The sequence below is a fragment of the Bacillus paramobilis genome, from assembly GCF_038096195.1.
Classification (GTDB): domain Bacteria; phylum Bacillota; class Bacilli; order Bacillales; family Bacillaceae_G; genus Bacillus_A; species Bacillus_A mobilis.
Genome location: NZ_CP151108.1, coordinates 1,584,594 through 1,605,415 on the forward strand (window position 1 = coordinate 1,584,594; position 20,822 = coordinate 1,605,415).

The 20,822-nt window shown below is 37.7% G+C and carries 19 protein-coding genes; all 19 read left to right on the plus strand.

The features are described from left to right. Positions 1-30: 30 nt before the first annotated feature. The 19 genes from codY (at position 31) to truB (ending at position 20,797) form a co-directional block, all read left to right on the plus strand. Positions 31-810, plus strand: a complete 780-nt coding sequence (gene codY / locus AABL52_RS08360; protein WP_000421290.1) for a GTP-sensing pleiotropic transcriptional regulator CodY — start codon at positions 31-33, stop codon at positions 808-810. Between the two features lie 350 nt (positions 811-1,160). Next, complete coding sequence (gene rpsB, locus AABL52_RS08365; protein ID WP_000111485.1) at positions 1,161-1,862, plus strand: 30S ribosomal protein S2; 702 nt, start codon at positions 1,161-1,163, stop codon at positions 1,860-1,862. A 103-nt stretch (positions 1,863-1,965) separates the two neighbouring features. After that, on the plus strand, positions 1,966-2,853 hold the full coding sequence (gene tsf, locus AABL52_RS08370; RefSeq protein WP_001018583.1) for a translation elongation factor Ts: 888 nt from the start codon (positions 1,966-1,968) through the stop codon (positions 2,851-2,853). Between the two features lie 66 nt (positions 2,854-2,919). Next, positions 2,920-3,642 (plus strand): UMP kinase, encoded by a 723-nt coding sequence (pyrH, locus tag AABL52_RS08375; RefSeq protein WP_000042667.1) that lies wholly within the window; start codon positions 2,920-2,922, stop codon positions 3,640-3,642. Positions 3,643-3,644: 2 nt separating this feature from the next. After that, positions 3,645-4,202 carry a ribosome recycling factor gene (gene frr, locus AABL52_RS08380; protein ID WP_000531505.1) on the plus strand — a complete coding sequence of 186 codons (558 nt, stop codon included), beginning with the start codon at positions 3,645-3,647 and terminating at the stop codon, positions 4,200-4,202. A gap of 85 nt (positions 4,203-4,287) precedes the next feature. Further along, positions 4,288-5,064 carry an isoprenyl transferase gene (gene uppS / locus AABL52_RS08385; RefSeq protein ID WP_000971309.1) on the plus strand — a complete coding sequence of 259 codons (777 nt, stop codon included), beginning with the start codon at positions 4,288-4,290 and terminating at the stop codon, positions 5,062-5,064. Positions 5,065-5,081: 17 nt separating this feature from the next. Next, on the plus strand, positions 5,082-5,873 hold the full coding sequence (gene cdsA, locus AABL52_RS08390; protein ID WP_000813582.1) for a phosphatidate cytidylyltransferase: 792 nt from the start codon (positions 5,082-5,084) through the stop codon (positions 5,871-5,873). A gap of 23 nt (positions 5,874-5,896) precedes the next feature. After that, positions 5,897-7,039, plus strand: coding sequence for a 1-deoxy-D-xylulose-5-phosphate reductoisomerase (dxr, locus tag AABL52_RS08395; RefSeq protein ID WP_000790371.1), 1,143 nt, complete (start codon positions 5,897-5,899; stop codon positions 7,037-7,039). Positions 7,040-7,056: 17 nt separating this feature from the next. Beyond that, entirely contained in the window at positions 7,057-8,313 is a 1,257-nt protein-coding gene (gene rseP, locus AABL52_RS08400) for an RIP metalloprotease RseP (RefSeq protein ID WP_001090236.1), read from the plus strand. Positions 8,314-8,422: 109 nt separating this feature from the next. Further along, positions 8,423-10,123 carry a proline--tRNA ligase gene (locus tag AABL52_RS08405; protein ID WP_341519155.1) on the plus strand — a complete coding sequence of 567 codons (1,701 nt, stop codon included), beginning with the start codon at positions 8,423-8,425 and terminating at the stop codon, positions 10,121-10,123. Positions 10,124-10,247: 124 nt separating this feature from the next. Beyond that, a complete protein-coding gene (locus AABL52_RS08410; RefSeq protein WP_098257916.1) occupies positions 10,248-14,549 on the plus strand; it encodes a PolC-type DNA polymerase III in 4,302 nt (1,433 codons plus the stop codon). 332 nt (positions 14,550-14,881) lie between these two features. Next, on the plus strand, positions 14,882-15,352 hold the full coding sequence (rimP, locus tag AABL52_RS08415) for a ribosome maturation factor RimP (RefSeq protein WP_000359099.1): 471 nt from the start codon (positions 14,882-14,884) through the stop codon (positions 15,350-15,352). Positions 15,353-15,369: 17 nt separating this feature from the next. Continuing rightward, on the plus strand, positions 15,370-16,476 hold the full coding sequence (gene nusA / locus AABL52_RS08420) for a transcription termination factor NusA (RefSeq protein ID WP_000102596.1): 1,107 nt from the start codon (positions 15,370-15,372) through the stop codon (positions 16,474-16,476). A gap of 11 nt (positions 16,477-16,487) precedes the next feature. Further along, positions 16,488-16,760, plus strand: coding sequence for an RNase P modulator RnpM (rnpM, locus tag AABL52_RS08425; protein WP_000071127.1), 273 nt, complete (start codon positions 16,488-16,490; stop codon positions 16,758-16,760). Beyond that, positions 16,761-17,072, plus strand: a complete 312-nt coding sequence (locus tag AABL52_RS08430; protein ID WP_001286520.1) for a YlxQ family RNA-binding protein — start codon at positions 16,761-16,763, stop codon at positions 17,070-17,072. Between the two features lie 4 nt (positions 17,073-17,076). Then, positions 17,077-19,137, plus strand: coding sequence for a translation initiation factor IF-2 (gene infB, locus AABL52_RS08435; RefSeq protein WP_000036354.1), 2,061 nt, complete (start codon positions 17,077-17,079; stop codon positions 19,135-19,137). Next, on the plus strand, positions 19,134-19,415 hold the full coding sequence (locus AABL52_RS08440) for a DUF503 domain-containing protein (RefSeq protein WP_000582364.1): 282 nt from the start codon (positions 19,134-19,136) through the stop codon (positions 19,413-19,415). The genes infB and AABL52_RS08440 overlap by 4 nt, the downstream gene beginning before the upstream one ends. Before the next feature lie 15 nt (positions 19,416-19,430). Then, complete coding sequence (gene rbfA / locus AABL52_RS08445) at positions 19,431-19,787, plus strand: 30S ribosome-binding factor RbfA (protein ID WP_000776444.1); 357 nt, start codon at positions 19,431-19,433, stop codon at positions 19,785-19,787. Between the two features lie 86 nt (positions 19,788-19,873). Then, positions 19,874-20,797, plus strand: a complete 924-nt coding sequence (gene truB, locus AABL52_RS08450; protein ID WP_341519156.1) for a tRNA pseudouridine(55) synthase TruB — start codon at positions 19,874-19,876, stop codon at positions 20,795-20,797. Positions 20,798-20,822 lie beyond the last annotated feature (25 nt).

The following is a 20,822-nucleotide window of genomic DNA, read 5'->3' on the forward strand; positions in this document are numbered from 1 at the left end:
TGTGAGTAATATGTAGGAGGAACTTTTGAAATGGAATTATTAGCAAAAACAAGAAAATTAAATGCGTTATTACAGAGCGCAGCAGGAAAGCCTGTAAACTTTAGAGAAATGTCTGACACAATGTGTGAAGTAATCGAAGCGAACGTATTCGTAGTAAGTCGTCGTGGTAAATTACTAGGTTATGCAATTCACCAACAAATTGAGAATGAGCGTATGAAACAAATGCTTGCAGAGCGTCAATTCCCGGAAGAATACACGCAAAGCTTATTCAACATTACAGAAACATCTTCAAACTTAGATGTAAACAGTGCTTACACAGCGTTCCCAGTAGAAAATAGAGAATTATTCGGTCAAGGTTTAACTACAATCGTACCAATCGTTGGTGGCGGTGAGCGTCTAGGTACATTAGTATTAGCTCGTCTTGGTCAAGAGTTCTTAGACGATGATTTAATCCTTGCTGAATACAGTTCAACTGTAGTAGGTATGGAAATCTTACGTGAAAAAGCGGAAGAAATCGAAGAGGAAGCACGTAGTAAAGCTGTTGTTCAAATGGCGATTAGCTCATTATCTTACAGTGAGTTAGAAGCAATTGAGCATATCTTCGAAGAATTAAATGGAACAGAAGGTTTACTAGTTGCAAGTAAAATTGCTGATCGCGTAGGAATTACTCGTTCTGTAATCGTAAATGCACTACGTAAATTAGAAAGTGCTGGTGTTATTGAGTCTCGCTCTTTAGGTATGAAAGGAACATACATTAAAGTGCTAAACGACAAGTTTCTACAGGAACTTGCTAAATTAAAAACAAACTAATTTATAAAACTCTTCTCATTTTTTGAGGAGAGTTTTTTGTGTATAAAAGATTGATGTTGTTTGCAAATAGCGTCATAATCATGTTTTTCTGAAAAGCTATGAATTGAATTTCATTTTTTCGCTTAAAAGAAATGCAGGTTGGTAATACTAGAATTCGAGTGTGAACAAAGAAAGTTTTACATTGTTCGCATTTTCGACTTGATTGTAATATTTCAGTATGATATAGTAAGCAGTGGTGTCAGTACAAAGTACACACGTTTACTGATTTAAGTGTTGGTGCTACGTTTGTAGTTTCGCTTAGAGATGAAGTAAACGGAGGATATCAAAAACCATTTAGGAGGAACTATATTATGTCAGTAATTTCTATGAAGCAATTGCTTGAAGCTGGTGTTCATTTCGGACATCAAACTCGTCGTTGGAACCCAAAAATGAAGCGTTACATTTTCACAGAGCGTAACGGTATCTACATCATCGACTTACAAAAAACTGTGAAAAAAGTTGAGGAAGCTTACAGAACGATGCGCGACATCGCTGCTGAAGGTGGAGACATCTTATTCGTAGGTACTAAAAAACAAGCACAAGAAGCTATTAAAGAAGAAGCAACTCGTGCTGGTATGTACTTCGTTAACCAACGTTGGTTAGGTGGAACTTTAACAAACTTCCAAACAATCCAAAAACGTATCAAGCGTCTTAAAGACATCGAAAGAATGCAAGAAGATGGTACTTTCGAAGTACTTCCTAAGAAAGAAGTTGTTCAACTTAAAAAAGAGTTAGAGCGTCTTGAGAAATTCTTAGGCGGTATTAAAGATATGAAAGGTCTTCCAAGTGCATTATTCGTAGTAGACCCTCGTAAAGAGCGTATTGCAGTTGCTGAAGCACGCAAATTACACATTCCAATCATCGGTATCGTTGATACAAACTGTGATCCAGACGAAATCGATCACGTTATCCCAGCAAACGATGATGCAATTCGTGCTGTAAAACTTCTTACATCTAAAATGGCAGACGCGATCCTTGAAGCAAAACAAGGTGAAGAAACTGTTACTGCGTAACAAAGTTGGAAAGGTGATAAGGGGTTCGGCCTTTTATCACCTTTTTTAAGGTATAAACACCTTTATAAAAGGTATAAATACATATTTTAGGAGGATGAATAGTATGGCAATCACTGCACAAATGGTAAAAGAATTACGTGAAAAAACTGGCGCAGGTATGATGGACTGCAAAAAAGCTTTAACAGAAACTAATGGCGACATGGAGAAGGCAATTGACTTCTTACGTGAAAAAGGTATCGCGAAAGCTGCTAAAAAAGCAGACCGCATCGCTGCTGAAGGTTTAACTTTCATCGAAACAAACGGTAACGAAGCTTTAATCTTAGAATTAAACTCTGAAACTGATTTCGTTGCGAAAAACGAAGGTTTCCAAGCGTTAATTAAAGAATTAGCTGCTCACTTATTAGCTAACAAACCAGCTAACATTGAAGAAGCTATGGCTCAAACAATCGAAGGCGGCAAAACAGTAGAAGAGCACATCAACGAAGCAATCGCTAAAATTGGTGAAAAACTTACACTTCGTCGTTTCGAAATCGTATCAAAAACTGATGCTGATGCATTCGGCGCTTACCTACACATGGGTGGACGTATTGGTGTATTAACAGTTCTTGAAGGTTCTACTGACGAAGCTGCTGCTAAAGATGTAGCAATGCACATCGCAGCAGTTAACCCTAAATACATCGACCGCGATGCTGTAACAGCTGAAGAAGTTGAGCATGAGCGTCAAGTATTAACACAACAAGCTTTAAACGAAGGCAAGCCTGAAAAAATCGTTGCAAAAATGGTTGAAGGCCGTCTAGGCAAATTCTTCGAAGAAATTTGCTTACTTGACCAAGCATTCGTTAAAAACCCTGATATGAAAGTTCGTCAGTTCGTTGAGTCTAAAGGCGGAACATTAAAAGGATTCGTTCGCTACGCTGTTGGTGAAGGTATCGAAAAACGCGAAGACAACTTTGCTGAAGAAGTAATGAACCAAGTAAAAGGTAGTAACTAATAAAGATTAGGGAACACATTGTGTTCCCTTTTTTAAAATAAAGATGTAAGCAATTGGAGGTTCATTATGAGTAAACCGAAATATAATCGTGTCGTATTAAAGCTAAGCGGAGAAGCGTTAGCTGGCGAACAAGGATTTGGAATTAACCCATCTGTAATTAAATCAGTTGCGGAACAAGTGAAAGAAATTGCAGAACTTGATGTAGAAGTTGCTGTTGTTGTTGGTGGCGGAAACATTTGGCGCGGAAAAATTGGAAGTGAAATGGGGATGGATCGTGCTGGAGCAGATTACATGGGTATGTTAGCAACAGTTATGAACTCATTAGCTCTTCAAGATAGCCTAGAGAACATTGGAATTCAAACTCGTGTTCAAACTTCAATTGAAATGCGTCAAGTAGCAGAGCCTTACATTCGTCGTAAAGCAGTTCGTCATCTAGAGAAAAAACGTGTTGTGATCTTTGCAGCAGGTACAGGTAACCCGTATTTCTCTACAGATACAACGGCAGCACTACGTGCAGCGGAAATCGAAGCAGACGTTATCTTAATGGCGAAAAACAATGTAGATGGCGTATATAATGCAGATCCATCTCTTGACCCAACAGCTACGAAATACGAAACACTTACTTACTTAGATGTATTAAAAGAAGGTTTAGGTGTAATGGATTCAACAGCTTCTTCTTTATGTATGGACAATGATATTCCATTAATTGTATTCTCTGTTATGGAAAAAGGTAACATTAAACGTGCCGTTTTAGGCGAAAATATCGGAACAGTTGTAAGGGGGAAATAAAGATGGGACAACAAGTATTGAAGTCTTCAAATGAAAAAATGGAAAAAGCAGTTGCTGCTTACTCTCGTGAATTGGCAACAGTTCGCGCAGGTCGTGCAAGCTCGTCTGTATTAGATAAGGTACAAGTTGATTACTATGGTGCACCAACACCTGTTGTGCAATTAGCGAACATTACAGTTCCAGAAGCACGTTTACTTGTAATTCAACCTTATGATAAAACTTCTATCGGTGATATCGAAAAAGCAATTTTAAAAGCAGATTTAGGCTTAAACCCTTCTAATGATGGAACTGTAATTCGTATTGCATTCCCTGCATTAACAGAAGAGCGTCGTCGTGATCTTGTTAAAGTTGTGAAAAAATATGCTGAAGAAGCGAAAGTTGCTGTTCGTAACGTACGTCGTGACGGTAACGATGATCTTAAGAAGCTTGAAAAAGCAGGCGAGATTACAGAAGATGATTTAAGAGGATATACTGAAGATATCCAAAAAGAAACAGATAAATATATTGCAAAAGTTGACGAAATCGCAAAAAACAAAGAAAAAGAAATCATGGAAGTGTAATAGCGATACCTTCGCAAATATGACCCTCTTCTTAAGGGGGTCTTTTTACACTTTTAGGCATATGTCTGCTTGCTGGAGGGTATGAATGATGTTTAAAAACTTTCCTTTTTTTAAAAGTAAAAAGGACGCATCGTTTGATCATCTCGTTGAAAAAGTGAAAAAAGGATACATCCCAGAACATATTGCCATCATTATGGATGGTAATGGTAGATGGGCAAAGAGGAGAGCGATGCCTCGTATTGCGGGACATCATGAGGGCATGCAAGTTGTAAAGAAAATCACAAAATTTGCAAGCAAACTTAATGTGAAAGTATTAACTCTTTATGCTTTTTCGACTGAGAACTGGAAAAGACCGAAAAAGGAAGTTGACTATTTAATGAGGCTTCCAGAAGAATTTCTAGGTACATTTTTACCAGAATTGATTGAAGAGAACGTACAAGTCCGAGTAATAGGACAACAAGATCGTCTTCCTACGCATACACGCAGAGCGATGGAAAAGGCCATGGAAGATACGAAAGAGAATACGGGATTAATTCTTAATTTCGCGTTAAACTATGGAAGTCGAGATGAAATCGTTTCTGCTGTGCAACATATGGTGAAAGATAGTGAGGAAGGAAAAATTCGTGTTGAAGATGTAAGTGAAGAAATGCTTTCTTCCTATTTAATGACGAGTTCTTTACCTGACCCAGAGTTGTTAATCCGTACGAGCGGAGAGCTACGTATTAGTAATTTCATGTTATGGCAAATTGCATATTCGGAATTTTGGTTTACAGATGTGTATTGGCCAGATTTTACCGAGGAACATTTGCTAAATGCGATTACAGACTTTCAGCATAGAGGGCGCAGATTCGGAGGCGTGTAGAAAGAGAGGGTTTGGTAGTGAAACAGAGAATTATTACTGGAGTGGTTGCTGCCGCGCTATTCATTCCCATCGTAATTTACGGTGGCGTGCCTTTTACGGTTTTAGTGTATGCACTTGCTTCTATAGGTTTATATGAATTAATTCGTATGAATAAGCTTACGCTTATTTCAGTACCAACAGTTTTAGCTGCAGTATTATTATGGATTATTTTAATTCCAAGTAGTGCATCAGAACTGTTTACGCAGATTGGATTAGGTAAATTAGAAATCACATTTGTGATTGTTTTATTACTTTTATCATATACAGTCCTTTCTAAGAATACATTTACTTTTGACAATGCTTCATTTTTACTAATGGCAACAGCATATGTTGGAATGGGATTCCTATATTTGAATGAAACGAGAATATTAGGAATTAAATATGTGTTTTGTGCATTATTTGTTATATGGGCTACTGATTCAGGCGCATATTTTGTAGGAAAAGCATTAGGAAAAAGAAAATTATGGCCAGAAATTAGTCCTAATAAAACGATTGAAGGTTCATTAGGCGGCATCGTTTGTGGAATTGTTGTGGCAGTTGTTTATAATATGTTCTTCCCAGTTGAGGCTAATGTAGGGATTTTAATTGTGTTGACAATTATCATTTCTATTTTTGGACAAATTGGCGATTTAGTACAATCTGCATTTAAACGTCATTATGGCGTAAAGGATTCAGGTACGATTTTACCTGGGCATGGTGGTATATTAGATCGAACAGATAGTTGGTTATTTGTTTTACCAATTCTCTACTTCTTATTACAATATAATTAATAAATGAACGAGGGGTTGGAGTCATGAAAAATATTAGTTTATTAGGTGCAAGCGGATCAATTGGTACACAAACTTTAGATGTATTGCGCTCGCACCCAGACCAATTCCGTCTCGTTGCTTTTTCTGTAGGGAAAAATATTGACTACGCAGTAAAGGTAATTCAAGAATTTTCTCCGCAAATCGTCTCTGTGCAAAGAGAGGAAGATGTTTTAAAATTACAAGCTGTTTCTGGTAATACAAAAGTTGTATATGGTAGTGAAGGGCTTTTAGAAGTAGCATTACATCCAGATGCGGAAATTGTAGTAAATGCTGTTGTAGGTAGCGTAGGGTTGTTACCAACACTTCGTGCAATTGAGGCGAAAAAAACAATTGGAATTGCAAATAAAGAAACGTTAGTAACTGCAGGGCATCTTGTAATGGAAGCAGCGCGAAAACATAATGTTTCGTTACTTCCAGTAGATAGTGAACATTCAGCTATTTTTCAATGTTTGAATGGTGAAAATGAAAAAAGAATTTCTCGACTAGTTATTACGGCTTCTGGTGGAAGTTTCCGTGATAAAACGAGAGATGAATTGCATCATGTGACCGTAGAAGATGCGCTTCGACATCCAAACTGGTCAATGGGTTCGAAAATTACAATTGATTCTGCTACAATGATGAATAAGGGGCTAGAAGTAATTGAAGCACATTGGCTTTTTGGTATCCCTTATGAGCAAATCGATGTTGTTTTACATAAAGAAAGTATTATCCATTCTATGGTTGAATTTGAAGATCGTAGTGTAATGGCACAGCTTGGCTCACCTGATATGCGAGTACCAATTCAATACGCACTTACATATCCTGATCGATTGCCTCTTTCAGACACAAAACAGTTAAACTTATGGGAAATAGGAACGTTGCATTTTGAGAAAATGAACCAAGAACGATTCCGTTGCCTACGTTTTGCGTATGAAGCTGGAAAAGCAGGTGGAAGTATGCCAGCTGTAATGAATGCAGCGAATGAAGTAGCTGTTGAAGCTTTTTTACAAAAGAGAATTGGTTTCTTAACAGTGGAAGACCTCATTGAAAAAGCAATGAACCATCACAATGTCATTGCACGTCCGAGCTTAGAGGAAATTCTGGAAATTGATGCAGCCACAAGACGGTTTGTGATGGAACAAATTTAGCAAAGGTGGTTATGGAATTGAATACAGCGATTGCCTTTATATTAATTTTCGGTGCACTCGTATTTTTCCATGAGCTAGGGCATCTATATTTCGCAAAAAGAGCAGGTATTTTATGCCGTGAGTTTGCGATTGGTTTTGGTCCGAAAATATTCTCATTTGAAAAGAATGAAACGGTGTATACGATTCGATTACTGCCCCTTGGTGGCTATGTAAGAATGGCTGGCGAGGATGCAGACACAGTTGAGTTAAAGCCTGGTAAAAAGGTTGGCCTTGTATTAAATGAAAAAGACGAAGTTGCGAAATTAGTTTTTGATGGATATGAAAAGTATCCAAATGTTCGTGTCATTGAAGTCGAACAAGCTGATTTAGAGCATAATTTAACAATTTCGGGCTATGAAGAGTACGAGGAAGATCTTCAAACATTCCGAGTGAATGAAAAGGCTCGTATCATTACTGCTGGTGAAGAAATTCAAATTGCTCCGTATAATAGGCAGTTCGGCTCCAAGAAATTGGGTCAACGTGCTTTAACAATCTTTGCGGGTCCTGCGATGAACTTCATTTTAGCATTTGTTATTTTTGTGATTCTTGGATTTGTACAAGGTGTTCCCGTTGACAAGCCAATGGTCGGAAAAGTGATGGAGAAAAGTGCAGCACAGCAAGCTGGATTAAAAGAAAATGATACAATTCAAGCAATCGATGGGAAAAACACAAGTACATGGAAAGATGTTGTTTCTATTGTACGTGAAAACCCAAATAAAGAAATTACGTTACAAGTAAAGCGTGATAGTGAACAGTTTAATGTGAAAGTAACGCCAACGCTCGATAAAGAAGGTAAAGAAGAAGTTGGTAGAATTGGTGTTTACTCTCCAGTAGAGAAAACAGTAATGGGTTCTATTAAATCAGGTTTTGAACAAACATACCAATGGACGAAACTAATTTTTGAGTCTCTTGTGAAATTAGTAACTGGTCAATTCTCTATTAATGAGTTGTCAGGTCCAGTAGGAATTTATAATCTAACAGATCAAGTTGTAGATTATGGATTTACACGTGTATTAAGTTTAGCAGCAGTTTTAAGTATTAACCTTGGTTTATTTAATTTACTACCAGTCCCTGCTTTAGACGGTGGACGTTTGTTCTTCTTCCTAATTGAAGCGTTACGAGGGAAACCAATTGACCGCCAAAAAGAAGGCATGGTTCACTTTATTGGTTTTGCATTATTAATGTTACTAATGTTAGTTGTAACTTGGAATGACATTCGTAAGTTTTTCTTGTAAAATAAAGTGAAACTTATAATGAAATAGAGATCGTAGAATAAAATCCCTCACCTAACTCGAGGTGAGGGGTTTTACTGCGTATAAGAGTAAAATGAAGAGGTGCGAATAAATGAAACAAAGTATGGTATTCAGTCCTACATTACGTGAAGTTCCAGCTGATGCGGAGATTAAGAGTCATCAGTTATTACTTCGTGCAGGTTTTATGCGTCAAAATGCTTCTGGTATTTATAGTTTTCTACCATTTGGTTTAAAAGTATTACACAAAGTAGAACGTATCGTTCGAGAAGAAATGGAGCGCGCAGGTGCTGTAGAATTATTAATGCCAGCGATGCAAGCTGCAGAATTATGGCAAGAGTCAGGACGTTGGTATTCTTACGGATCTGAATTAATGCGTATGAAAGATCGTAACGCTCGTGAATTCGCATTAGGGGCGACACATGAAGAAGTAATTACGGATCTTGTACGTGATGAAGTGAAGTCATATAAAAAATTACCGTTAACATTATACCAAATTCAAACAAAATTCCGTGATGAACAAAGACCTCGTTTCGGTTTATTACGTGGAAGAGAGTTTCTAATGAAAGATGCATACTCTTTCCATGCTACACAAGAGAGCTTAGATGAGGTGTATGATCGTTTATACAAAGCATACTCTAACATTTTTGCTCGTTGTGGCTTGAACTTCCGTGCGGTTATTGCTGATTCTGGAGCAATGGGCGGAAAAGATACACATGAATTTATGGTATTATCTGATGTTGGTGAAGATACAATTGCATACTCTGATACATCTAATTATGCAGCGAACATCGAAATGGCTCCTGTTGTAGCTACGTATACGAAGAGTGACGAAGCAGAAAAGGCACTTGAAAAAGTAGCAACACCAAATCAAAAAGCAATTGAAGAAGTATCTGCATTCTTAAACATTGAAGCTGACAAGTGTATTAAGTCTATGGTATTTAAAGTAGATGAGAAATTAGTAGTTGTACTTGTTCGTGGTGATCATGAAGTAAACGATGTAAAAGTGAAAAATGTATACGGTGCTTCAGTTGTTGAGCTTGCTTCTCATGAAGAAGTGAAAGAACTATTACATTGTGAAGTTGGTTCATTAGGACCGATTGGTGTAACGGGTGACATCGAAATTATCGCTGACCATGCTGTAGCATCAATTGTTAACGGATGTTCAGGGGCGAACGAAGAAGGATTCCATTATGTAAATGTAAATCCAGAACGTGACTTTAAAGTAAGTCAATATACAGATTTACGTTTCATTCAAGAAGGAGACCAATCTCCAGACGGAAACGGAACAATTCTTTTCGCACGCGGAATTGAAGTTGGTCATGTATTCAAATTAGGAACTCGTTATAGTGAAGCAATGAACGCAACATTCCTAGATGAAAACGGAAAAACACAACCACTTATTATGGGTTGTTACGGTATTGGTGTATCTCGTACAGTGGCAGCAATCGCAGAGCAGTTTAATGATGAGAACGGTTTAGTTTGGCCAAAAGCTGTTGCACCATTCCATGTGCATGTAATTCCAGTAAATATGAAATCTGATGCGCAACGTGAAATGGGTGAAAACATCTACAACTCATTACAAGAGCAAGGATATGAAGTATTACTAGATGATCGTGCAGAACGTGCAGGTGTTAAATTTGCAGATGCAGATTTATTCGGCCTTCCAGTTCGTGTGACAGTTGGTAAAAAAGCAGACGAAGGTATTGTAGAAGTAAAAGTACGTGCTACAGGTGAGTCTGAAGAAGTGAAAGTAGAAGAACTTCAAACATATATTGCAAATATTTTAAAATAAGAAGAGGTACCTCGCAATGAGGTACCTTCTCTTTCTTTGTAAACGTATTTTATAAAAGAAGAAGGGAGAAATCTTTCTTTGTAGTACGTTTCAATTTATAATAGCAAATGGAAGGAGAGTGCTTATGTCTTTAACAAATGAACAACAAGAGCGATTTCAAATTTTGCTCCAGCAGTTGCAAATACCAGATGACCTTATAAATCAATATTTACAAGGCGGTGGTATTGAAAGGCTCGTTATTGATAAAGCGAATAAAAGTTGGCATTTTGATTTACAAGTGCCACGTATTTTGCCTACAGAATTATATGAATTGCTAGAAACAAAGCTTAAGCAATCATTTTCTCATATTGCAAGAACAACATTTGCATTAGAAACAGAGAATAAACAATTTACAGAAGAAGAAGTGAGGGCGTATTGGCCGCTTTGTACGGAACGAATTACATTTTCACCTATGTTTGCTTACTTAAAGAAGCAGCTTCCGCAGGTGAATGGAGTGAAGTTGCTAATAAATGTGAATAACGAGCTGGAATCTACTGCTTTAAAGAAAAACGTTGCGAAACCAGTAGGGGATCAATACGAAGCTTTTGGATTCCCGCGTTTTCAGTTAGACACACATATACAACAAAATACAGAAGAAATGCAAAAGTTTCGTGAACAAACGCAGCAAGAAGACCGTGAACGTGTTATACAAGCTATGGAAGAAATGGCGAAGAAGCAAGCTGAAGAAAGTAGCGTTGTGCATGAAGGACCGGTTGTGCTTGGGTATCTTATTAAGCCAGACGAAGAGATTACACCGATGCGAGAAATTCAAGATGAAGAAAGAAGAAAAACAGTTCAAGGGTATGTCTTCCATGTAGAAACGAAAGAGCTTCGTAGTGGCCGTACGTTATTAACGCTAAAAATAACAGATTATACGGATTCAATTATGATTAAAATGTTCTCACGTGATAAAGAAGATATTCCTATGCTGCAATCCTTGAAAAAAGGAATGTGGGTGAAAGCGCGTGGTTCTGTTCAAAATGATACGTTTGTTCGAGATTTAGTAATGATTGCAAATGATATTAATGAAATAACAGGACCGTCGCGTAAAGATAAAGCGCCAGAAGGTGAAAAACGTGTAGAGCTGCATCTTCACACACCAATGAGCCAAATGGACGCTGTTACTCCTGTTTCTAGACTTGTTGCTCAAGCAGGTAAATGGGGACATGAGGCAATTGCTGTTACAGACCATGCTGTTGCGCAGTCTTTCCCAGAGGCATATTCTGCGGGTAAAAAGGCTGGGGTTAAAGTTATATATGGTGTAGAAGCGAATTTAGTTAATGATGGTGTACCGATTGCATATAACGAAGCGCATCGTTTACTTGCAGAGGAAACGTATGTTGTTTTCGACGTTGAGACGACAGGTTTATCAGCTGTATATGATACTGTTATCGAGTTAGCAGCTGTAAAAGTAAAAGGCGGTGAAATTATTGACCGCTTTGAATCTTTCGCAAATCCACATCAACCATTATCTGCGACGATTATTGAATTAACAGGTATAACAGATGATATGTTAACGGATGCACCAGAAGTGGACGAAGTGTTTAAAAAGTTTGAAGAATGGATGGGCGACCATACACTTGTTGCTCATAACGCAAGTTTTGATATGGGCTTTATTAACGTAGGTTTTAAAAAGGCTGGACTAGAAAAAACGAATAATCCTGTTATTGATACGTTAGAACTTGCAAGATTCTTATTCCCAGAAATGAAAAACCATCGATTAAATACGATGTGTAAAAAGCTTGATATTGAATTAACGCAACATCACCGTGCGATTTATGATACAGAAGCAACGGGATACTTACTTGTGAAAATGTTAAAAGATGTGATTGAAAAGGGATTTGAATATCACGATCAATTAAATGATAGCATGGGGCAAGGGGATGCGTATAAGCGTGGACGTCCAAGTCATATGACGTTACTTGCCACATCAGATGTAGGATTGAAAAATTTATATAAACTTGTTTCCTATTCTCACCTAAATTACTTTTACCGAGTACCACGAGTACCAAGGTCACTATTAAAAAAATATCGTGAAGGAATTTTAGTAGGAACGGCTTGTGATAAAGGTGAAGTGTTTGAGGCGATGATGCAAAAAGCTCCTGAAGAGGTAGAAGAAATTGCGCAGTTCTATGATTACATTGAAGTAATGCCTCCAGAGGTGTTACGTCATTTAGTAGAGCGTGAACTTGTTCGAGATGAGGGGCAATTAAAAACAATTATTTCTAATTTAGTAAAACTTGGTGAGACGTTAGATAAACCAGTTGTTGCTACAGGAAACGTGCATTATTTAGATCCAGAGGATGGAATGTATCGCAAAATTTTAGTTAGTTCGCAGGGCGGAGCCAATCCGTTAAACCGACATTCATTACCGCCTGTACATTTCCGTACAACGGATGAAATGTTAGAGTGTTTTTCATTCTTAGGTGAAGACGTTGCGAAAGAAATTGTTGTAACGAATACACAAAAGGTTGCATCATTAATTGGTGATGTTCATCCAGTAAAAGATGATCTATATACACCGAAAATTGAGGGTGCAGATGATGAAACGCGTGATATGAGTTATAAAATGGCGCGTAGCATTTATGGTGAAGAGTTACCTGAAATTGTAGAAGCGCGTTTAGAAAAAGAATTAAAAAGTATTATTGGGCATGGATTCGCCGTAATTTATTTAATTTCACATAAGCTTGTGAAAAAATCGTTAGTAGACGGATATCTAGTAGGTTCACGTGGATCGGTAGGTTCTTCATTCGTTGCAACGATGATGGAAATTACAGAAGTAAACCCATTACCACCACACTATGTATGTCCGAAGTGTAAGCAATCAGAATTCTTTAATGATGGTTCTGTAGGTTCTGGTTTTGACTTACCGGATAAAGAATGTCCTGCATGTAATGTTCCATACGTGAAAGATGGACATGATATTCCGTTCGAAACGTTCCTTGGATTTAAAGGAGATAAGGTACCCGATATCGATTTGAACTTCTCCGGGGAATACCAACCACGTGCCCATAACTATACGAAAGTACTGTTCGGTGAAGATTATGTATACCGTGCGGGTACAATAGGTACAGTTGCGGAAAAAACTGCTTATGGGTATGTAAAAGGTTATGCAAATGATCATAACTTAACGATTCGAAATGCAGAGATTGACCGCTTAGTATCAGGATGTACCGGTGTAAAACGTACGACTGGACAGCACCCAGGTGGTATTATCGTTGTGCCAGATTACATGGATATTTTTGATTTTTCACCAATCCAGTTCCCGGCAGATTCAATAGGTGCTGAGTGGAGAACGACACACTTTGATTTCCACTCGATTCATGATAATTTATTGAAACTTGATATACTAGGACACGATGATCCAACTGTTATTCGTATGTTACAAGATTTAAGTGGTATTGATCCGAAAACAATCCCAACAGACGATCCGGAAGTAATGAAAATTTTCTCAGGACCTGAATCGTTAGGTGTAACGGAAGAACAAATTAACTGTAAAACAGGTACACTTGGTATACCAGAGTTTGGTACGAAATTCGTAAGGCAGATGTTAGAAGAGACGAAGCCTACGACATTCTCTGAGTTAGTCCAAATTTCAGGACTATCGCATGGTACGGATGTATGGCTTGGTAATGCAAACGAGTTAATTTATAACGGTACATGTACGCTGAGTGAAGTTATCGGTTGTCGTGATGACATCATGGTATATTTAATCTATCAAGGTTTAGACCCATCATTAGCCTTCAAAATCATGGAGTCGGTTCGTAAAGGTAAAGGTGTACCAGAAGAATGGGAAGAGGACATGAAAAGTAATAATGTACCGGGTTGGTATATTGATTCATGTAAGAAGATCAAGTACATGTTCCCTAAAGCCCATGCGGCTGCTTACGTACTTATGGCTGTACGTATTGCATATTTTAAAGTGCATTTCGCGCTTCTATTCTATGCGGCATACTTTACAGTTCGTGCAGATGACTTTGACGTAGAGGCGATGGCGAAAGGCTCAGCATCTATACGTGTAAAAATTGATGAAATTGCACAAAAAGGTTTGGATGCAGCACCGAAAGAGAAAAGTTTATTAACAGTACTAGAAATGACACTTGAAATGTGTGAGCGTGGATACTCATTCCAAAAGGTTGATTTATACCGTTCGCATGCAACAGAATTTATTATTGATGGGGATTCTTTAATTCCTCCATTTAATGCAGTGCCTGGACTTGGTACAAACGCCGCTTTAAGTATTGTAGAAGCACGCAAAAATGGAGATTTCTTATCAAAAGAAGATTTACAGCAGCGCAGTAAGGTTTCGAAAACAATTATTGAGTATTTAGATAGTCAAGGTTGCTTAGGTGATCTACCTGATCAAAACCAGTTATCACTGTTCTAATAGGTAGGAAAAGTCTTTGCAAATCAACATTTGCTATGGTATACTATTAACCGAGATAACCATGTCAAGTATATTGTGTAAAAAAAAGAGTGGGGAAACCCACTCTTTCGTGTTACTATCTACGTTTTATTGATGTGGAGAGGTAAGAAATTTCTGTCGTATATACATATTTTGTTACAAGTTTTACTTCTTAAATTTGGTAATACTAAGACAGATATTCCCTGCTTAACGGCAGGGGCTTTTGTTAGCTAACGAGAAAGAATAAGATGGACCGTTTTATGGACGGAGTCTTTTCTTGTAAATGGTACATGGCGGCAGGAAGGAGGCTGTTTATGGATAAGAAAGTCACAGAAGTTGTAGAAGCATTTGCGCAGCCAATCGTTGAAGAGTTAAATCTTGAACTTGTAGATGTAGAGTATGTGCAAGAAGGACAAGACTGGTTCTTACGCGTATTCATCGATTCTGAAAAGGGAGTCGACATTGAAGAATGCGGTGCGGTAAGTGAACGTTTAAGCGAAGCTTTAGATAAAGAGGATCCAATTCCTCATCTTTACTTTTTGGATGTATCATCTCCTGGAGCGGAACGCCCATTAAAGAAAGAGAAAGACTTCCAGCAAGCGGTAGGAAAACAAGTGGCAATTAAAACATATGAGCCGATTGATGGTGAAAAAATGTTTGAAGGAAAACTACTTTCCTACGATGGTACTACAATTACACTATTATTAACAATTAAAACACGTAAAAAAGAAATCCAAATTTCAATGGACAAAGTTGCAAATGCGCGACTTGCTGTTACGTTTTAGTTAGAAGGGGGATCTTCATGAGCACTGAGTTGTTAGATGCCTTGCTCGTATTAGAGTCAGAAAAAGGAATTAGCAAAGATATTATTATTGATGCGATTGAAGCAGCGTTAATCTCTGCTTATAAACGCAATTTTAACCAAGCACAAAACGTTCGTGTGAGCTTTAACCCAGAAGTGGGAACAATTCAAGTATTAGCACGTAAAGACGTTGTTGATAATGTGTTTGATCCACGTCTTGAAATTTCTGTTGAAGAAGCAAGACAAATTAATCCAAACTATCAAGATGGTGACGTACTAGAAATTGAAGTAACACCAAAAGATTTCGGTCGTATTGCAGCACAAACTGCAAAACAGGTTGTAACACAACGAGTGCGTGAAGCAGAGCGTGGTGTTATTTACTCTGAGTTTAGTGACCGTGAAGAAGATATTATGGTGGGTATCGTACAACGTCAAGATGCTCGTTTCATCTATGTAAGCTTAGGGAAAGTAGAAGCTTTATTACCTGTAAGTGAGCAAATGCCAAACGAACAGTACAAACCACATGATCGTATTCGCGTATTCATTACGAAAGTAGAAAAAACAACAAAAGGACCACAAATTTACGTATCACGTACACATCCTGGTCTTTTAAAACGTTTATTCGAAATGGAAGTTCCTGAAATTTATGATGGAACTGTTGAAATTCGTTCTGTAGCACGTGAAGCTGGCGATCGTTCTAAAATTTCTGTACATGCAGAGAACATTGATGTTGATCCAGTAGGTTCTTGTGTAGGACCGAAAGGACAACGTGTACAACGCATTGTAGACGAATTAAAAGGCGAAAAGATTGACATCGTTCGCTGGTCAAATGATCCAGTAGAATATGTTGCAAATGCTTTAAGCCCATCACAAGTTGTTAAAGTGCTTGTAGATGAAGAAGAAAAAGCAACAACTGTTGTTGTTCCAGACCACCAACTGTCATTAGCTATTGGTAAGCGTGGACAAAATGCACGTCTTGCAGCTAAATTAACAGGTTGGAAAATTGATATTAAGAGTGAGTCTGATGCGAAACAACTTGGTATTGTAACAGAAGAAGATAGCGTAATCGCATTCGGATTCGATTCAGTTGAAGACGAAATCGAATAGAGGTGATGAGTATGAGCAATCGAAAAGTTCCGTTACGAAAATGTGTTGCAACGCAAGAAATGAAATCAAAACGAGAGCTCGTTCGCATTGTTCGTTCCAAAGAGGGAGAAGTGTCCATTGATTTAACTGGAAAGAAATCAGGACGAGGTGCCTATTTATCAAAAGATAAAGAAAGTATTCTTCAAGCTCAAAAGAAAAATGTTTTGGAACATCATCTAAAAGCGAAAATCGACGGTTCTCTATACGAAGAGCTTCTTGAGCTTGTTGAGAAGGAGTCGAAATAAGTGTCCGATTGGAAATCGTTTTTAGGACTAGCAAACCGGGCTCGGAAAATTATTTCGGGTGAAGAACTTGTTTTAAAAGAAGTACGAAGTGGCAAAGCAAAGCTTGTATTGCTATCTGAAGATGCGTCAGCAAATACTACAAAACGCATCATGGATAAAACGACGTATTACAACGTACCAATGAGAAAGGTCGAAAATCGACAACAATTAGGGCATGCGATTGGGAGAGATGAGCGAGTCGTTGTAGCTGTGTTAGATGAAGGCTTTGCGAAAAAGCTGCGTAGCATGCTCGATACAAATTACCGGGGGTGAAGGTATGAGTAAAATTCGAGTGCATGAATATGCAAAACAACATAATATCTCAAGTAAAGATCTTATGACAAAACTAAAAGAAATGAATATCGAGGTTTCGAATCATATGACAATGTTAGAAGATGAAGTAGTAAATAAATTAGATAATGCGTATCAAACTGAAAAACCTTCTGTTGCAGATGAGTTTGAAGTAGAAGAAAAAGTTGTTCGTAGTAAAAAGAACAGCAATAAGAAAAAGAAAAAAGGCAAAGGAACTGAAGACAAACGTCAAGATAACTTTGCTGGAAGACAACAAACACAAACTGTAGAAACACCAGATAAAGTTACTTTCTCTGGAAGTCTTACAGTAGGTGAGCTTGCTAAAAAATTAAGCAAAGAGCCGTCTGAAATTATTAAGAAGCTCTTTATGCTTGGAATTATGGCAACAATTAACCAAGACTTAGATAAAGATACAATTGAGTTAATTGCTACTGATTATGGTATTGAAGTAGAAGAAGAGGTAGTTGTTAGTGAAACTGAATTTGAAACATTCATCGATGAGCAAGATGATGAAGAGAACTTAAAAGAGCGTCCAGCTGTAGTTACAATTATGGGGCACGTTGACCATGGTAAAACAACTTTACTTGACTCTATCCGTAATTCAAAAGTAACTGCAGGCGAAGCAGGTGGAATTACTCAGCATATTGGTGCATACCAAGTTGAAGTAAATGACAAGAAGATTACATTCTTAGATACGCCTGGTCACGCGGCATTTACAACGATGCGTGCTCGTGGTGCGCAAGTAACGGATATTACAATCCTTGTTGTTGCAGCTGATGACGGTGTTATGCCACAAACAGTTGAAGCAATTAGCCATGCGAAAGCAGCTGGAGTACCAATTATTGTAGCTGTGAATAAAATGGATAAACCAGCGGCAAATCCTGATCGTGTAATGCAAGAATTAACAGAATATGAATTAGTTCCAGAAGCTTGGGGCGGAGATACAATTTTCGTACCAATTTCTGCAATTCAAGGTGAAGGAATTGACAACTTATTAGAAATGATTCTTCTTGTAAGTGAAGTAGAAGAATATAAAGCAAATCCAAACCGCTATGCAACTGGTACTGTAATCGAAGCACAGCTTGATAAAGGTAAAGGAACTATCGCAACATTACTTGTTCAAAACGGTACACTTCGAGTTGGAGATCCAATCGTTGTTGGTACTTCATTCGGACGTGTTCGTGCAATGGTAAGTGACATTGGTCGTCGTGTAAAAGTTGCTGGACCATCAACTCCTGTTGAAATTACAGGTTTAAACGAAGTACCACAAGCTGGAGATCGTTTCATGGCATTCGCTGATGAGAAGAAAGCTCGTCAAATCGGTGAATCACGTGCACAAGAAGCGTTACTTGCTCAGCGTGGTGAAAAATCTAAATTAAGCCTTGAAGATTTATTCCAACAAATCCAAGAAGGCGATGTAAAAGAAATTAACTTAATTGTGAAAGCAGACGTACAAGGTTCTGTAGAAGCAATGGCAGCGTCACTTCGTAAAATTGATGTTGAAGGTGTTAAAGTTAAAATTATCCATACAGGCGTAGGTGCGATTACAGAATCTGATATCATTTTAGCTTCTGCATCTAATGCAATTGTAATTGGATTTAACGTACGCCCTGATGTGAATGCGAAGCGTACAGCTGAATTAGAGAATGTTGATGTTCGTTTACACCGTATTATCTATAAAGTAATCGAAGAAATCGAATCAGCAATGCAAGGTATGCTGGATCCAGAATTCGAAGAAAAAGTAATCGGTCAAGCGGAAGTACGCCAAACATTCAAAGTAACAAAAGTTGGAACAATCGCAGGTTGTTACGTAATTGACGGTAAAATTACACGTGATAGTGGCGTGCGTATTATCCGCGATGGCGTAGTAATTTTCGAAGGACAACTTGATACGTTGAAACGTTTCAAAGATGACGTAAAAGAAGTTGCACAAAACTATGAGTGTGGTATTACAATTGAGAGATATAATGATCTTAAAGAAGGGGACATCATTGAAGCGTACATTATGGAAGAAGTGAAGCGATGATTATCGCTTCACTCTCATTCGAGTGTATGATTTACGATGTGCATTCTTTAAAAGAGAAACGAGCAATTTTGCAACGGGTGCTAACTCGTGTGAAGCAGCGTTATAACGTAGCTGTTTCAGAAGTAGGGCATCAAGATGTATGGCAACGTACAGAAATTGCAATCGTTTCTGTATCCTCTAATCGTGTTATTTGTGAAAAAGAAATGAATCGTGTACTTGAGTACATCGATTCATTTCCTGAAATTGAACGTACAATAACACAATTGGAATGGTATTGAATGAGGTGAAGAGTTATGAAATTACGTGCAAACCGTGTAGGCGAGCAAATGAAAAAAGAATTAGGCGACATCATCAGTCGTAAAATTAAAGATCCACGTGTCGGATTTGTTACAGTAACAGATGTACAAGTGAGTGGAGATTTACAAATTGCTACAGTATATATTTCTGTTTTAGGTGATGAGGAACAGAAAGAAAGTACATTAAAAGGTTTAGCGAAGGCAAAAGGCTTCATTCGTTCAGAAATTGGCCAGCGTATTCGTCTTCGTAAAACACCGGAAATTTCCTTTGAGTTTGATGAGTCTATCGGATATGGTCATCGAATTGATACACTTTTACATCAAATTAATAAAGACGATAAACGTGAAGAATAATGGATAGACATTTGTCTATCCATTTTTTCAATGCAAAATATATTTTGGATAATTACTATGAAAGAATTATGATGAGGTGAACATATATGGAAGGTGTAGTATTATTACATAAGCCAAAAGGCATGACATCACATGATTGTGTATTTAAATTAAGAAAGATATTGCGTGAGAAACGAATTGGTCATACAGGAACATTAGATCCAGATGTAACAGGAGTATTACCTATTTGTGTGGGACGAGCAACGAAGATTGTACAATTTTTAACAAGTGAGACGAAAACATATGAAGGTGAAGTAACACTTGGATTTTCAACAACAACTGAAGATGCTTCTGGTGAAGTTGTTGAAATGAAACATGTAGATCGTGTTATTACTCGTAAGGAAGTAGAAGGGGCTCTTGCTGCATTAACAGGTACGATTGAACAAACGCCTCCGATGTTTTCAGCTGTAAAAGTTAACGGAAAAAAATTATATGAATATGCAAGAGCAGGACAAGAAGTTGAGCGTCCAGTTCGTACAATTACAATTCATGAATTTGTATTACTAGATGACCGTGAAGTGTTTGAGGGGGAAAATATTTCATTCCGTTTCCGTGTAACGTGTAGTAAAGGAACGTATGTAAGAACGTTAGCAGTAATGATTGGTGAAAAACTTGGTTTTCCATCACATATGTCTCACCTTGTAAGAACAGCTTCTGGAGAATTTTTATTAGAAGATTGCATATCATTTGAAGAAATTGAAGAAAACGTGCAAAATGGAACAGTAGAGTCTATCTTCATTTCAATTGATGAAGCGTTAAGTAAGTTCCCGAAAATGGTTGTAGATGAAAAGCAAGCAGAGAAAATAAAGAATGGTATGTTCTTAAAAAATGAATTGCAAATAACAGCGCCATTTATAACAGTGTTTGATAAAAATGATCGCTGCCTTGCAATTTTTGAGCACCATCCAAAACACCCTGGTATGCTAAAGCCGATGAAAGTACTTGTGAATAATCAAGAACTAAAGCTATAATGAATTATTGGAAGGATTATTACAG